Source organism: Bifidobacterium reuteri DSM 23975 (assembly GCF_000741695.1).
In the GTDB taxonomy this organism is placed as follows: Bacteria; Actinomycetota; Actinomycetes; order Actinomycetales; family Bifidobacteriaceae; genus Bifidobacterium; species Bifidobacterium reuteri.
Genome location: NZ_JGZK01000010.1, coordinates 1 through 13,943, shown reverse-complemented (window position 1 = coordinate 13,943; position 13,943 = coordinate 1). Strand labels below are relative to the sequence as shown.

At 63.4% G+C, this 13,943-nt stretch carries 9 protein-coding genes and 1 pseudogene; 9 read left to right on the top strand and 1 reads right to left on the bottom strand.

Annotated elements, in window-relative coordinates; all coding sequences use genetic code 11:
• Positions 1 to 200: 200 nt before the first annotated feature.
• From malQ to BREU_RS08395, 7 genes and pseudogenes are all read left to right on the top strand, one after another.
• Entirely contained in the window at positions 201 to 2,414 is a 2,214-nt protein-coding gene (gene malQ / locus BREU_RS08420) for a 4-alpha-glucanotransferase (protein ID WP_044089236.1), read from the top strand.
• Between the two features lie 290 nt (positions 2,415 to 2,704).
• Positions 2,705 to 3,718 carry a LacI family DNA-binding transcriptional regulator gene (locus BREU_RS08415; protein ID WP_044089235.1) on the top strand — a complete coding sequence of 338 codons (1,014 nt, stop codon included), beginning with the start codon at positions 2,705 to 2,707 and terminating at the stop codon, positions 3,716 to 3,718.
• A 160-nt stretch (positions 3,719 to 3,878) separates the two neighbouring features.
• Positions 3,879 to 6,440: a glycoside hydrolase family 31 protein gene (locus BREU_RS08410; protein WP_044089234.1), complete on the top strand. Its 2,562-nt coding sequence runs from the start codon at positions 3,879 to 3,881 to the stop codon at positions 6,438 to 6,440.
• 525 nt (positions 6,441 to 6,965) lie between these two features.
• Complete coding sequence (locus BREU_RS08405; protein WP_081886637.1) at positions 6,966 to 7,250, top strand: DUF4244 domain-containing protein; 285 nt, start codon at positions 6,966 to 6,968, stop codon at positions 7,248 to 7,250.
• A gap of 5 nt (positions 7,251 to 7,255) precedes the next feature.
• Complete coding sequence (locus tag BREU_RS08400) at positions 7,256 to 7,633, top strand: TadE/TadG family type IV pilus assembly protein (RefSeq protein WP_052382091.1); 378 nt, start codon at positions 7,256 to 7,258, stop codon at positions 7,631 to 7,633.
• A gap of 44 nt (positions 7,634 to 7,677) precedes the next feature.
• Positions 7,678 to 7,911: pseudogene (locus BREU_RS12410) on the top strand (Rv3654c family TadE-like protein); the annotation flags it as partial.
• Positions 7,912 to 8,079: 168 nt separating this feature from the next.
• Entirely contained in the window at positions 8,080 to 9,216 is a 1,137-nt protein-coding gene (locus BREU_RS08395; protein ID WP_044089468.1) for a diacylglycerol/lipid kinase family protein, read from the top strand.
• 31 nt (positions 9,217 to 9,247) lie between these two features.
• On the opposite strand, the gene BREU_RS08390 is transcribed toward BREU_RS08395, so the two are convergent.
• Positions 9,248 to 9,847: a TetR/AcrR family transcriptional regulator gene (locus BREU_RS08390; protein WP_044089435.1), complete on the bottom strand. Its 600-nt coding sequence runs from the start codon at positions 9,845 to 9,847 to the stop codon at positions 9,248 to 9,250.
• A gap of 160 nt (positions 9,848 to 10,007) precedes the next feature.
• On the opposite strand from BREU_RS08390, the gene BREU_RS08385 reads away from it, so the two are divergent.
• Together BREU_RS08385 and recR are read left to right on the top strand one after the other, a co-directional pair.
• Positions 10,008 to 13,076, top strand: coding sequence for a DNA polymerase III subunit gamma and tau (locus BREU_RS08385; protein ID WP_044095908.1), 3,069 nt, complete (start codon positions 10,008 to 10,010; stop codon positions 13,074 to 13,076).
• A 14-nt stretch (positions 13,077 to 13,090) separates the two neighbouring features.
• On the top strand, positions 13,091 to 13,693 hold the full coding sequence (recR, locus tag BREU_RS08380; protein ID WP_044089433.1) for a recombination mediator RecR: 603 nt from the start codon (positions 13,091 to 13,093) through the stop codon (positions 13,691 to 13,693).
• Positions 13,694 to 13,943 lie beyond the last annotated feature (250 nt).

The following is a 13,943-nucleotide window of genomic DNA, read 5'->3' as shown; positions in this document are numbered from 1 at the left end:
TTTGCAAACGATGTCAATCGACGTTATAGTTGATAACGTCATGCAACGGTCCTGACGGTCCCTGACAGCCTCAACAGACCCGACCCAACGACGAGTCGCACGTCAAGCAAACGTGTGCAGTACCCATCCGACCGCACATCGGCCGGCATCCGCACGCGGCACCGTTCGCACAACGCACGCAGCAAGGAGAAGGAGCACCAATGACGGCATCCAGCAGCAGCACCATCACCGCCACGTCCATCGACGGCGCAGAACACAACGAAAGCCTTGAACGTCTCGCACGCCCGCTGATTCGCCTTGCCAAGGCGAGTGGCGTATCCACGTCATACATCGACCAGCTTGGCACATATGTCGAGATCGCCGACGATGTGCTGGTCGATGTGCTCGGCGCGCTCGGCGTCGACGCCACCAGCCCGGAGGCGATCGACGCATCCCTTGCCGCGGCCGATGCCGCGACCAGCGATCGCATATTGCCGTCCTCGACCTTGACCGCGACCGCAGGCGAGCCGGCCACCATCACCTTGCATTGCGCGGCAGGCGACGAGCCGGAGGCGACGATCACGCTGGAAGACGGCACCGTTCGCCGCAGCGACGAGAACGACATCCTGCCCGATCTCAATGTCGCCACAAACCGATTCCTCGCCCTGCCGGACGATTTGCCGATCGGTTATCACACGTTGCAGGTCGCAGCCGGCGACCGCACGGACGAGGCCACGCTGATGGTCGCCCCGGCCCGCATTCCGCTGCCGGCCACCGTGGCCGAACACCCGCGCTGGGGCTGGATGGCCCAGCTGTATTCCATTCGCTCGCACGAGTCGTGGGGCGTGGGCGATTACGGTGACCTTACCACGCTGCTCGCCGATGCCGGCGCGAAGACAGACGCCGATTTCATGCTGATCAATCCGATTCACGCGGGCGCGCCGGTGCCGCCGCTCGAACCGTCGCCGTACCTGCCGGAGTCGCGCCGATTCCTCAACGTCACGTACATCCGGCCGCAGAACATCCCCGAATACGCCGAGTTGACCGCCGATGAGCGCACCCGCGTGGACGCGCTGCACGCATCGGTCGCCGCACGCAACGACGATCCCGAACCATTGGACATCAATGCCGCGTGGAACGCGAAGCGCCCGGCTCTGCGCGTGATCTTCGACCATCCGCGCTCCCCCGAGCGCGAGGCCGCGTTCTCGCGGTTCAAGGAGCAGGCCGGACCCGATCTTGACGCGTTCGCCGCCTGGTGCCTCGCGTTCGAGGTGTGGGGCGCGCCTTGGGAGCCGGATTCGTGGTTCGGCCGCACCGGCCGCACGTCGCCCGAAGTCGCCGAACTGATCCGTGACCATCACGATCTGTTCGAGTTCAACCGCTGGCTGCAATGGATCGCCGACGAACAGGTGGCTGCCGCGCAGCAGGCAGCAAAGGACAATGGCATGGCGCTCGGCCTCATGCAGGACATGGCCGTGGGCGTGCACGCGCTCGGCGCTGACGTGTGGTGGAGCCCGGAACGCTTCGCGCTCGGTTCCGTCACGGTCGGCTGCCCGCCTGATTTCTATAACCAGCAGGGGCAGGATTGGGGCCAGCCGCCGTTCAACCCGCGTTATCTCGAGGCGACCGGATACCGCGTGTACCGCGAGATGGTGCATTCCATGTTCGCTCATGCCGGCGCGGTGCGCATCGACCACGTGCTTGGCCTGTTCCGCCTGTGGTGGATTCCCATGGGCAAGGGCGCGAAGGGCGGCGCGTATGTGATGTATAACTATCGCACCATGATCGCGGTGTTGTCGATTGAAGCGACGCGCGCGAACGGCCTAGTCATCGGCGAGGATCTGGGCACGGTGCCGGAGTATGTGCGGCATGTGCTGGCTGACCATGGTGTGCTGGGTACTGATGTGGCCTGGTTCGCGCGCATCGACAACTCTCCGAACGCGGGCGATCCATATGCGCCGCCGAGTGACTATCGCCGTCAGGCGCTGGCGTCCGTCACGACTCACGATCTGCCGCCGACGGCCGGATATCTGGAGTTCGAGCATGTCCAATTGCGCGAGCGGCTGCACCTATTGGCCGAGCCGGTCGAGCAGTTCGCCGCGTCGGCGGCGGCCGAACGCCAGGCGATGCTCGACGTGTTGGTCTCCGGTGGATGGCTGGATGCCGCGGCCGCCGCCGATGTGCCGGGGCACGAGCAGGAGATCGTCGAGGCGATGCATCGTATGCTGACGGCCACGCCTTCGGTATTGCGTCAGGCGGCGATTGTGGACGGCACCGGCCAGCACGCGACGGTGAACCAGCCGGGTACGTCCGATCAATACCCCAATTGGCGGATACCGTTGGTGGATGGCGACGGCCGACTCGTGCATACCGAGGAGGTCTTCAGCAATCCGCGTGTGCTGTCGTTGTCCGCAGTCATGCGCGGCGAACGCTAGTGGGTTGTCCCGCTAATAATTGAGGTTTCGGTTTTGCGTCTCTCCCCCAGTCAGCTACGCTGCCAGCCCCCTCATCAGAGGGGGCCAAAATACCAACGCTGACGTCGCGCGTGGCAGTCGCCGGTAATTGCGCCAACAATACGCGCTACTGATGAGCGGTGGGTGGGTGCGCGGTTGCGCCCGCCCACCGCATGATGAGGTGGCTTAGATCGGCGTGCATGTTGCTCGCTCATGTATGATAACGTTGTCTTTTGAGGGATTGTTATCCACTGTTGATGAGCGAGGTTGCCATGACAAAAGCGAGCATTCAAGCGGTAGCGAAAGAGGCTGGCGTATCCGTGTCAACGGTGTCACGAACCTTCGCCAAGCCGGACCTTGTGCTGCCGAAGACCCGTGACCGAGTCCTCGCCGCCGCGCGAAAACTCGACTTTCAGGTTTCCCGGTCGGCAGCCGCATTGAAATCCGGCCAATCGTTCCGCATCGCACTGCTGCATGCCGATACCATTGATGTCTGGTTCAACGCCAATGTCTTCCGCGGGCTCAACTCCGTATTCGGCCCGGCCGGATACGACATCTCCGTATATGGTCTGTCGAACGCGCGGGAGCGGCATGAATTCTTCACTGAACTGCCGGTGCGTCGCAATGTGGATGCGGTCATCGTCTGCTCGTTCGACATCGACCCGGATGAGGTCAGCCGTCTGAAAGACGTGAACGTGCCGCTCATCGGCATCAACACCCCGTCCACCATCGGACTCGACGGCGCGGTGTGCATTGACGACAAGCTGGGCATGCATACGGCCTTCGAACACCTGATTTCGCTCGGTCATCGCAACATCGCCTACGTGTACGGCGCGCCGGATGACACCAGTCAACTGCGCTTCAGCGCGGAAAACCGACTGCAAGGCCTTATCGATGCCGCCGCGGCCCATCCTGACGTCACGCTTGAGCAGATTCGCTGTTCCGGCCATGAGGATACGACTGGCGCGGCGCTCGCACAGCTGACCACCATGTCGCCCACGCCCACCGCAGTCTGCTTCCAGACCGACGAAATGGCGATTCCGGTGCTGTACCGGTTGCCGCAATATGGGCTGCGCGTGCCGCGTGACCTGTCAGTAATTGGCTTCGACGATATCCCCTTCAGCGCCAAAATGGGCCTGACCACATTGCGGCAACGCCCGAATGACCTGGGCGCCATTGCCGCGCGCAAAGCGCTTGCCGCGATGGAAGGACCCCTGTCCGAACCGCGATTTGAAACCGTTGCCCCGCAGCTGATGCTGCGCGACACCACGGCCATCGCCGCGTAACGCCGCCGATGCGTGTCGCCGTCGGTGACAGCATATCCGCGTGAAAAGGACCATGACGGAGCGCATCGCGATGTCTGAGGCCCGCACGTCGGCGATGGTTCATGGATACGCCAACTACAAACAACAACGTGGAAAACAACACAAGCAAAGGAGCACACCAATGTCCACCTTTCCACAGCTGGCCACCCGTCCGGGCATGAACCCGGCCTCGGTTATCCAAGGCGACCGTTGGCGCATCGGTATCATCACCGAATCGCTCGTTCGCCTCGAATGGCAGGATGACGGCAAGTTCGAAGACCACGCCACCCAAATGGTCGTCAATCGCGATTGGTTGTCGGATGGCGCGAACGGTGCGGATGGCGCGAACGGTACCGCCACTCCGCCGAAGTTCACGAAGACCGAGCGCGACGGGCTGCTCATCATCGATACGCCGGCGCTGCGCCTCACCTATGACATGCAGCCGTTCAGCAAGGAAGGCCTGAGCATCGTCGTCAAAGGCGTGGCGAATTCCCAGATGAACACGTGGCACTACGGCGAAACCCAGGACGGCAACCTGCGCGGCACCGCGCGTACGCTGGACGCGGTCGACGGCGAGATTGAACTGGGTCTCGGCGTGATTTCCCGCGACGGCTGGGCCGTGCTCGACGATTCCGCGTCGAACGTGATCGTCGAAGGCGCCGAAGCCGCCACCGTCAAGGGCGAGGCCAACCCGTTCGGCATGTGGGTCATGCCGCGCGAGCACCCCGGCAAGGATCTGTATGTCTTCGGTTATGGTCATCGGTATATCGAGGCCGTACAGGACTTCTACAGGCTCACCGGCCCGACGCCGCTGCTGCCGCGCTTCGCGCTCGGCAACTGGTGGAGCCGCTACCACCGTTACACGGAAGCCGAGTATCTGGAGCTTGTCGATCGTTTCGAGCAGGAAGGCCTGCCGTTCACCACGGCCGTGATCGACATGGACTGGCATCTGGTCGACGATGTCGACCCGAAGTATGGATCCGGATGGACCGGATACACGTGGAACCGCGAATTCTTCCCCGACCCCGAGCGATTCCAGCGCATCCTGCACGAGCATGGACTGCGCACGACGCTCAACGTCCACCCGCGCGACGGCGTTCGAGCATTTGAAGACGGCTATGCCAAAGTCGCCGAACACATGGGCATTGACCCGGCGGGCGGCGAGCCGGTCGAGTTTGATCTGACCAGTCCGCGATTCATGGAAGCGTACTTCGACCTGCACCATGGGCTCGAAGCCCTGGGCACCGATTTCTGGTGGCTGGACTGGCAACAGGGCGGTGTGACCCGCCAGAAGGGTCTTGATCCGCTGTGGATGTTGAACCACATGCATTATCTCGATTCGGGACGCGATGGGCGCTGGCCGCTCACGTTCTCACGGTACGCCGGCCCGGGCTCGCACCGTTACCCGGTCGGATTCTCCGGGGATACGGTCGTGACGTGGGAGTCGCTGAAGTTCCAGCCGTACTTCACGGCTACCGCATCGAACATCGGCTACGGCTGGTGGAGCCACGATATCGGCGGCCACATGTTCGGCTACCGCGACGAGGAGCTGGAGGCCCGCTGGTATCAGCTCGGCGCGTTCAGCCCGATCAACCGCCTGCATTCGACCGATTCGCCGTTCAACGGCAAGGAGCCGTGGAACTTCCATCCCGAGACGGAATGCTCGATGGATGACGCGCTGCGCCTGCGCCACGAGCTGCTGCCGTATCTGTACACGATGAACTGGCGTGCCGCCGCCGAGGGCCGTCCGCTGGTCGAGCCGATGTACTGGCAGTCGCCGGAAAATGTCACCGCGTACGGGGTGGAGCATGAGTTCCGCTTCGGCACCGAGCTGATCGTCGCGCCGATTGTGACGCCGTCCGACCGCGACGTGCAGCTGGCGAAAACCGATGTGTGGCTGCCGCAGGGCACGTGGTTCGACTTCTTCACCGGACGTCGGTACGAGGCGGGCTCTGCCGAAGGCCGCAAGTTCGAGGCGTGGCGTGGGCTCGATGGCATTCCGGTCTTCGCGAAGGCCGGCGGCATCGTGCCGTTGCAGCCGCTTGACGAGGAGCTCAACGGCAGCCTCAACTCCGTGGATAATCCGCGCTATCTGGAGATTGCGGTGTTCCCAGGCGCGAACGGCGCGTTCGACCTCAAGGAGGACGATGGCACCAACCAGGCGCAGCCGTCGGATTCCGCGCTCGCGGTGACGCATATGGACTTCCGCTGGGAGGCCGATGGTGCGGTGAACGCGTTCGAGATTGCCCCGGTGGCCGGCAATGTTGCGGCGGTGCCGCAGCAGCGCACGTGGACGGTGACGTTCACCGGTGTGGCGCCGGTCGCCGCTGACGAGTTGATTGTGACGGTTGGTGGCGCTGAGGTCGTGCCGGATGTGTCGTACGACGCCGAGACGCTGAGCCTGTCCGTCACGGTTGCGGATGCGCCGGTCACGCAGGCCGTGTCGATTCACGCGACGAACGGACTGCGGTACGCCGACGATCCGGCGATTGAGGATGCGTTCACTGTGCTGTACAACGCGCAGATCGACTATCTGGCCAAGGAACGTGCCTACCGGCTCATCAAGGCTGACGGCGCTCGTGCGCTCAATGCGCTGCATACGCTGGAAAGCACCAAGAGCAGCCATCCCGGCCACGAGTTCGACGATTCCCACATGCCCGAATCCGTGATTCAGGCCGTCGCCGAGCCGCTGCTGCGCGCGTAGCTCGTCCGTAATTGCAGGACGGGCTGTCCGATGGTGAACTTCCATACGGCCATGGCCCCCTCTGACGAGGGGGCTGTCAGCGTAGCTGACTGGGGGAGAGACTGGAACGACTGTGTTGTGTGTTTCTCTCCCTCACCCGGCTGTCGCCGGGAGCTCCCTCATCAGAGGGAGCCGGCAAGCTGCGCGCGGAGCGCGTTCGTACTTGCGGGACGGGCTGTCAGCGTAGCTGACTGGGGGAGAGACACGAAGCTGAATCCCTCAATTATGTGTGAGACGGACCACTAGGCCTGGGTGTCTGGTCCGGGTTGGTGGCGGCCCGGTAGCCCACTGGCGATGTCCGCTTATCCACATGTGCTGTGGATGACACGCCGGGATGTGGATAACTTGGCAAGCTAGAACCACATACCCCGTATCGGCGTGCATGCCGCGACGCAATCCTTCACAGTGGTACTACCCCATGCCGGCCACGCCGGTGCGGGGTCAACCAATCACAATGCCGTGCTGTCAGTGAAGAAAGGAGCTCACATGCTCACACGCCATGCCACCCCAAGCCGCGATCTCGTGCGGCTGGCCGATTCCCCCGGGGATATAGTCGGCTTGCGCGCCCGCATCAACCGTCGGTTATGTCTCATGGACGCCCAGATACGCACATTCATCGAACGTCCCGAGGAGGGTGCGGTCACTGCGGAATACGCCGTGGTGCTCGTAGCCGCCACCGGGTTCGCCGCGCTTCTGGTCACCATCCTCAAATCCGATGCCGTCAAGACGCTGCTGATGAACATCATCAAAAAAGCGTTGAACATCGGGTAGCGGCCATGCGATGCCAATCATGGTTCCATTGGATGGCCCGTCTGCCGCCGGACCCTGAAACGGGTGCCGCCACTGCGGAATTTGCTGTCGTCCTGCCAAGCGTTGTCGCCATAGCCGGGCTCATCCTGGCGTTGGGTCGCGTGACTCTTGTGTCCGCCGATTGCCGCAGTGCGGCGTCGGCGGCCGCCAGGGAGCTGGTGGTGTCGGCGGACGAGTCGCGCGCTCGCAGCGTCGCCGCAGAGGTGGCGCGCGCGCAGGTCGTTGTCGATGTACGGCGGTCCGAACGGACCACGCAAGTGCAGGTGACATGTCCGGTGCTGCCTGGACCGATGAATCTGACCCCAGTGCAGGTCACCGGTGAAGCCACCGCCGTCACGCAATAATCGCCCCAAATGATACCCAAGAGAATCCAAGAACCGAGGTAGCGATGAAAGCGCGTCTTGAGGAAGGCTCAGGCACCATGGCCGGTGCCATGCTGGTGATGCTCGCCGCTGTGATGCTGACGGTGATCGCCCTTGTCGGCAATCTGATGCTTTGCCAACATAAGGCGCGCTCCATCGCCGATTTGGCGGCGTTCAATGCCGCGTACGCCTTATGGCATCAGGGGCTCGACGACCCGTGCGCCTTCGCCGGCGGCATCGCCGCAGCCAATGAGGCGGTACTTGCCGACTGCGAAGTGCAGGGCGACGATATCCGCCTTGCGATCAGCGTCGCCACCGATGTGCCGTTCGCCCGCATGTCCGCAAGGAGGCACGAGCCGGGCCTGTGCTGTGCGATTAACATGGCGTGCGCTCTGGCGTGCGTTCGCATCCTTGGTTATGGTGAATGCATGACCGAGAGAGAACACAGCGAACGCCGTCACGTCATAGGGCTGGTGGGCAACCCCACGTCGGATAAGGGGCGCGGTGCCGAAGTCGATGCTCGCGTGTTGGACTTGCTGCACGAAGCCGGCAGACGCCACGGTTTCACGGTGACCGACCTCACCGGAACGAGCTTCAACGATTCGTTGAACCGTGCGCGTGAACACTCGCATGAGTACGACTATCTCGTGGTGGTCGGCGGGGACGGCATGATCGCACTCGGCGCCAATGCCGTGGGACTCAGCGGCAAGCCACTGGGCATTGTGGCGATGGGCTCGGGCAATGATTTCGCGCGCGGGCTCAAACTGCCGGTGAACCGCATCGAGACGGCGGTGGAGGGCATCGTGGGCGCCATTGTCCGCGGGTCTCATATGGATGTGGACATGGGCCGGGTGACCTCCCTGCCGGGCGGATACTCGGTCGACCCCTCTACTGGCAGTGAGTATGAGGTACCGGCGGGGGAGTCGGCTGCCCAGGCGCATCCCATTGACCGCTACTATGCGGGAATGCTGTCCTGTGGCATTGATGCCAGCATCAATGACCGTGCGAACCATTCGCATCTGCCGAACGGCAGCCTGCGGTATTTCGCCGCGGTGCTCGTGGAGCTGACGCGCATGAAACGCTACGGCTATCATGTCAAGGCCACGCTGGCGGATGGATCCACGGATGAGCGGGACATCATCTCGCCGCTGCTGACGGTCGCCAATTCGCGGCATATCGGTGGCGGCATCGAAGTCTCGCCGTATTCGTGCTTCTCCGACGGGATGCTCGATTTGGTGTGGATGGACCATGTGCCGAATGTCCGCGAATGCGCGGTGGCGATCTCGAACGCCTACAACGGTCGGCTGCTCGCCTCACGGGTGTTCGGCTGGAAGCGTATCCGCAGCATCGAAATCACGCGTGCCGACGAGGGCGATGAGCCTCCGGTGCTGATGGCCGATGGCGAATATGTCGGCCGGGGTCCGGTGCGAGTGACGACGGAAAGCCGTGCGCTTCGTGTGCTCGTGCCTCCGGCCGTGGCGGCGCGTGAGGTGGATGCCGCAGCGCATATGGCCGAAGCGGTCACCCGCGATGGCCGCGACCCATTGACCGGCGAATTCCACTAGAACGAGGTGCCACCGGCGCTGCTGCCGGATGTTACTGGATGTAGCTTTCGATGTGCAGCGTTTGCGCGATCACCTGCTTGATGGTGCTGTCGCTGATGTCCGGATGTGAACGCAGCAAGGAGATCAGCCCCACAATCAGCGTGAAGAAGGTCTCGTGCACGTTGCGGATCGGCAGGCCGTGCATCTGCTCGAAATCATGCACGGTGGTCTGGGCGATGTAGTCTGCGATGCGGTCTGCTGCCCGGTCGATGAACTTGATGTACAGGCCGGCGTTGCCGTCCTGGATCATCCGGTTGGAGAACGGGCTTTCATCCGCGATGAGCGCGCGCAGCAGCCGCACCATATCGTCAAGTGCCTTGTTCACGTTGCCGGTTTCACGTTCGCTGTTCCACCGGCCGAGCCGGGCGAGGATCTCGTCGATCACATCGTCCAGTACGGCGTTGGCCACTGAGTCCTTATCGGGGAAGTAATGGTAGAACAGCGAACGGGTCATGCCCACCTCGCCGGCGATGTCCGAAACGGTGATCTTGGAGAACCCCTTCTCCAGGCAGATCTTGCGTGCGGCCCGTACGATGGCTTCGCGCCTCACGTCGCCGCGGGTGACGCGGGGCTTCTCGAAGTTCTCGCCCATGAGCACCTCCTGATGACAACCATTATTGACACTATGTTAATACCTGTGAGCGTATGCGGTCGCCCGGCCGATTCGTGCCGGGTGGGGAAGACTTCTCCCGTCTGGGGAGGCCGTCCGTCCGACTCGCGCAAATTATCGAGGGCAAGGTAGGTTAGTAGCTATGGCACTTGCACTGTATCGACGCTATCGTCCCGACACCTTCGAAGGTGTGATCGGCCAGGATCAGGTCACTGTTCCGCTGATGCGGGCCCTTGACGAGGGCAAGCTCACGCACGCGTACCTGTTCTCCGGCCCCCGCGGCTGCGGTAAGACCAGCTCCGCCCGCATCCTCGCGCGCTGCGTCAACTGTGCCAAAGGGCCGACGTCCCACCCCTGCGGCGAATGCGAAAGCTGCAAGGACCTGGCCACCGGCGGCCCGGGCTCCATCGACGTGGTGGAGATCGACGCCGCCAGCCACAACGGTGTCGACGACGCCCGCGAACTGCGCGAACGCGCCGGTTTCGCCCCCGCCCGCGACCGTTACAAGATCTTCATCCTTGACGAGGCCCACATGGTCACGCAGCAGGGCTTCAACGCGCTGCTCAAAATCGTGGAGGAGCCGCCCGAGCATGTGATGTTCATCTTCGCCACCACCGAGCCCGATAAGGTGATTGGCACCATCCGCTCGCGCACCCACCACTACCCGTTCCGTCTGGTGCCGCAAGAGGTTATGGGACCGTATCTGGAAAAGATCTGCGCCAAAGAGGGCATCAAGCCTGAGCCGGGCGTGCTGAAACTCGCCATGCGCGCGGGCGGCGGATCCATGCGAGACACGCTGTCCGTGCTCGACCAGCTCATGGTCGGCTCTGTCGAGGGCGTGATCACGCATGATGCCGCCGTGGCGCTGCTCGGCTTCACGCCGGAGGCGCTGATCGGCGAAGCCGTGGATGCGGTGATCGACCGCAACGGTGAAGCCTGTATGGGGGTGATCCAAAAGGTCGTGGTCGGTGGATTCGACCCGCGCAGGTTCGTGGAGGATCTGCTGGCCCGAGTACGTGACCTCCTGGTGCTCACATTGGCCGGTGATTCCGCTGAATCCGTGCTGTCAGACACGGCCGAGGCCGAGGACATGAGCGACTTGCATCGGCAGGCCTCCGCTCTGGGTCTTGGCCCGCTCACAGTGATGGCGGACATCATCAACGACACGCTCAGCGCCATGACCGGCGCTATTTCGCCGCGTATGAGGCTCGAACTGCTGGCCGCCAGGCTGCTCGCAGGCGCCGAAACCGGTTTTGCGTTTACGGCATCCGCCGCGCCTTCGGCCGGAGCCCCCGCACAGAATGGCGGGGAACCCGCCACTGGCGGCAACGCCGGTGCCGCCGGCGCTCGGCATCACGCCGGATCGGGTGGTTTCGCGGGAGCGTCGCGCAATGCGGGCGCGGGCTCTGCACCGGGCGGATTCGCGGGCGCGTCTGGTGCGTCCGGGGGGTCTGGCGCATCCGGAACGTCCGCTGTGTCGCAAGGTGGATTCTCCGGCGCTGCGCGCAACCAGCAGGTTCAGCAAGCTCCTGCGGCTTCGATTCAGTCGGCACCCGTTCAATCAGCTCCCGCTCAGTCGGCTCAGGTTCAATCCGAAACGACTCAGCCGGCTGCGCAAGGGTGGGTGTATGAGCGGTCCGCAGCGCCGTCGGCCGGTGAGCCAACGGGTTGGGGACAGCCTGTGCAAACCTCCGCACCCGCGCAGCAGCCGGCTCAACCCGCAATGCAGGAACCCGCGAATACGACTGCACCGGCAGGAGCGACGGCCGCCGCACCTGCGAACGACACCCGTTCGGTGGATGAGAAGTGGAATGCCGCCGTGAATGCCTTGCCTGAGGATATCCGAGAATATGTGACCCGTGCCAAGGTGCCGAGTGTGAGGTTCGGCCAGAACCGCAAGGGTCTGCCGTGTCTTTCGCTCACGTTTGACCAGTCGCTCAGCCAGCATGCGTTCGCGCTCGCCGTGGATTCAAGCGGCAAGAAGGCCGCGATTGTGGTGCAGGATGCCGTGCGTAAGGAATTCGGCCCGAACACGGTGATCGCGCCCACGCAGGTGGCCGCCAACGGCGAACGGGTGGAATCCGTCAAACGCATGAGCCCCGAACAGCTGGCCAAGGTCAAGCAGCAGATTGCGCTCGCCAAAGCCGGTCTCGCTGCCGCAAGTCTGGGTTCCGGTTTAGGTGCGCACCTTGGCAGCGATTCCAAGGAACAGAAGCCCGCGGCGTCCGGCCAGGGCGAAGACGCTGACGACAGCCACCGAGGCGCGTCCCAATCCGCGGACCAAGCTGCGGGCCGAGTTGCGGCTCTGCCCACATCGGATGCGTCTCGAGCTTCCGTGTCGTCAGCAGCTGCGATGGCTCCGGGAACGTCGCCGGCATCAGCAATGTCCGTGGCGTCGCAACAATCTGCGGGGCAACCAGGGCACCTGGGCGGCAACACTCTGCCTGACGATGACCCTTGGGCTCATCCGGCTTCAAGCCCTACCGCGGTCGCATCCGGCGACCCAACGACTTCGTCCGCCCCAGCGCATCCTGAACACCACAAGAAGCATGTGCCCGTACCGGATATCAGCGATGGCATAGATCCTTGGAGCCAGCCGAGCCCTGCGGCCACAGCAGAGAACGACCCGTGGAATCAGCCTGCGCAGCCGCAATCCGCGCAAGTCCTGCCACCTGCACAGCCCATCCCCGCACAATCCGCAACCCAGCCGGATCCTTGGAACCAGCCTGCTCCCGCGCAGCTGGCCACAGCAGAGCCTGACCCATGGAACCAGCCCGCTCCGTCGAACCTTCAAACAACACAGCAACCGGTCCCGCCGGATGACGACCCATGGAACCAGCCGCCGCAGCAGCAGCATGCAGCCAGCGGGTGGGAGCAGTCGCAGGCGCCGCAGCAGGGTTATCCTCCGCATGCATCTGCTGGTGCAGGCCTCCCGCAAACGGCAGCCGCCAACGCAGGTTTGCGGAATGATGGTCCCAGTGACGACCCATGGAACCAACCGCCGCAGCAATCCACGCCAGCGCCCGAACCACGGGTGGACCCGGACGACGACGAATACTCGATGAACGACCAGTCGCTTGGCGATTCGCGCGCCATGAGCCTGGACGACCTGAAGAAGATGTTCGAGGTCAAGGACGTCAAGGAATTCGCCGCAGACGACCCGAAGAATCCGAAGAACATTCAGCCCGCCAAAAAGCACCTCGGTGAATAAGGAGCAACACAACCATGGCACTTGCCTATGATGGCGCCATCCAGCGTCTGATCGACGCCTTCGGCAACCTTCCCGGCATCGGGCCGAAGGGCGCGCAACGTATCGCCTTCTACCTGCTGTCCGCGCCGGACGACGAGGCGCGCGAGCTTGCTGAGGCCATCGAGGAGGTCAAGGCCAAGGTGCGCTTCTGCGACATCTGCGGCAACGTGTGCGAGACCAGCCCCTGCCCGGTGTGCGCCGACCCGAGGCGCGATCGCGCGACCATCTGCGTGGTGGAGGAGCCCAAAGACGTGATGAGCATCGAGCGCACGCGCGAATATCGCGGCCTCTACCATGTGCTCGGCGGCGCCATCAACCCGATGGCCAACGTCGGCCCAGCCGACCTGAGGATTCCCGGCCTGTTGAAAAGGCTGGAGACCAAGGAGGTCAAAGAGGTGATCATGGCCCTCGACCCGAACATCGAAGGCGAGGCCACCACCAGCTATCTCGCCCAGCTGCTGCGTCCGGTCGGCGTCAAGATCACGCGTCTGGCCAGCGGTCTGCCCGTGGGCTCCGACCTCGAATACGCCGACGAAGTCACCCTCGGCCGCGCCCTCGCCGGCCGCCGCGAAGCCTAAGGTTGCGTGACCGCCTAGAGTCTACAGACGTTAGTTGGTTTTCGTATCGTGATTATAATTGGCGCTATTGCTGTTTTCGTGGGTGGTTGTTTGCCGGTGAGGCGTTGAACCGGTAAGAGAAGAGCGCTTTTTGGTTAGGATGTTCATCGACCAAGAAAAACACAACCGAAAAGCGCCTGATGAACAGCATATTCAAACAGCTCCTCAACGTCAAAGGCATGGTCGTCGAGAACGTCCGCATCGTCGACGG

What these genes read in the sequence shown, in the direction of transcription:
- malQ (WP_044089236.1), top strand. Translation starts at nt 201, where the DNA reads ATGACGGCATCCAGCAGCAGCACCATCACCGCCACGTCCATCGACGGC.
- BREU_RS08415 (WP_044089235.1), top strand. Translation starts at nt 2,705, where the DNA reads ATGACAAAAGCGAGCATTCAAGCGGTAGCGAAAGAGGCTGGCGTATCC.
- BREU_RS08410 (WP_044089234.1), top strand. Translation starts at nt 3,879, where the DNA reads ATGTCCACCTTTCCACAGCTGGCCACCCGTCCGGGCATGAACCCGGCC.
- BREU_RS08405 (WP_081886637.1), top strand. Translation starts at nt 6,966, where the DNA reads ATGCTCACACGCCATGCCACCCCAAGCCGCGATCTCGTGCGGCTGGCC.
- BREU_RS08400 (WP_052382091.1), top strand. Translation starts at nt 7,256, where the DNA reads ATGCGATGCCAATCATGGTTCCATTGGATGGCCCGTCTGCCGCCGGAC.
- BREU_RS08395 (WP_044089468.1), top strand. Translation starts at nt 8,080, where the DNA reads ATGACCGAGAGAGAACACAGCGAACGCCGTCACGTCATAGGGCTGGTG.
- BREU_RS08390 (WP_044089435.1), bottom strand. Translation starts at nt 9,847, where the DNA reads ATGGGCGAGAACTTCGAGAAGCCCCGCGTCACCCGCGGCGACGTGAGG.
- BREU_RS08385 (WP_044095908.1), top strand. Translation starts at nt 10,008, where the DNA reads ATGGCACTTGCACTGTATCGACGCTATCGTCCCGACACCTTCGAAGGT.
- recR (WP_044089433.1), top strand. Translation starts at nt 13,091, where the DNA reads ATGGCACTTGCCTATGATGGCGCCATCCAGCGTCTGATCGACGCCTTC.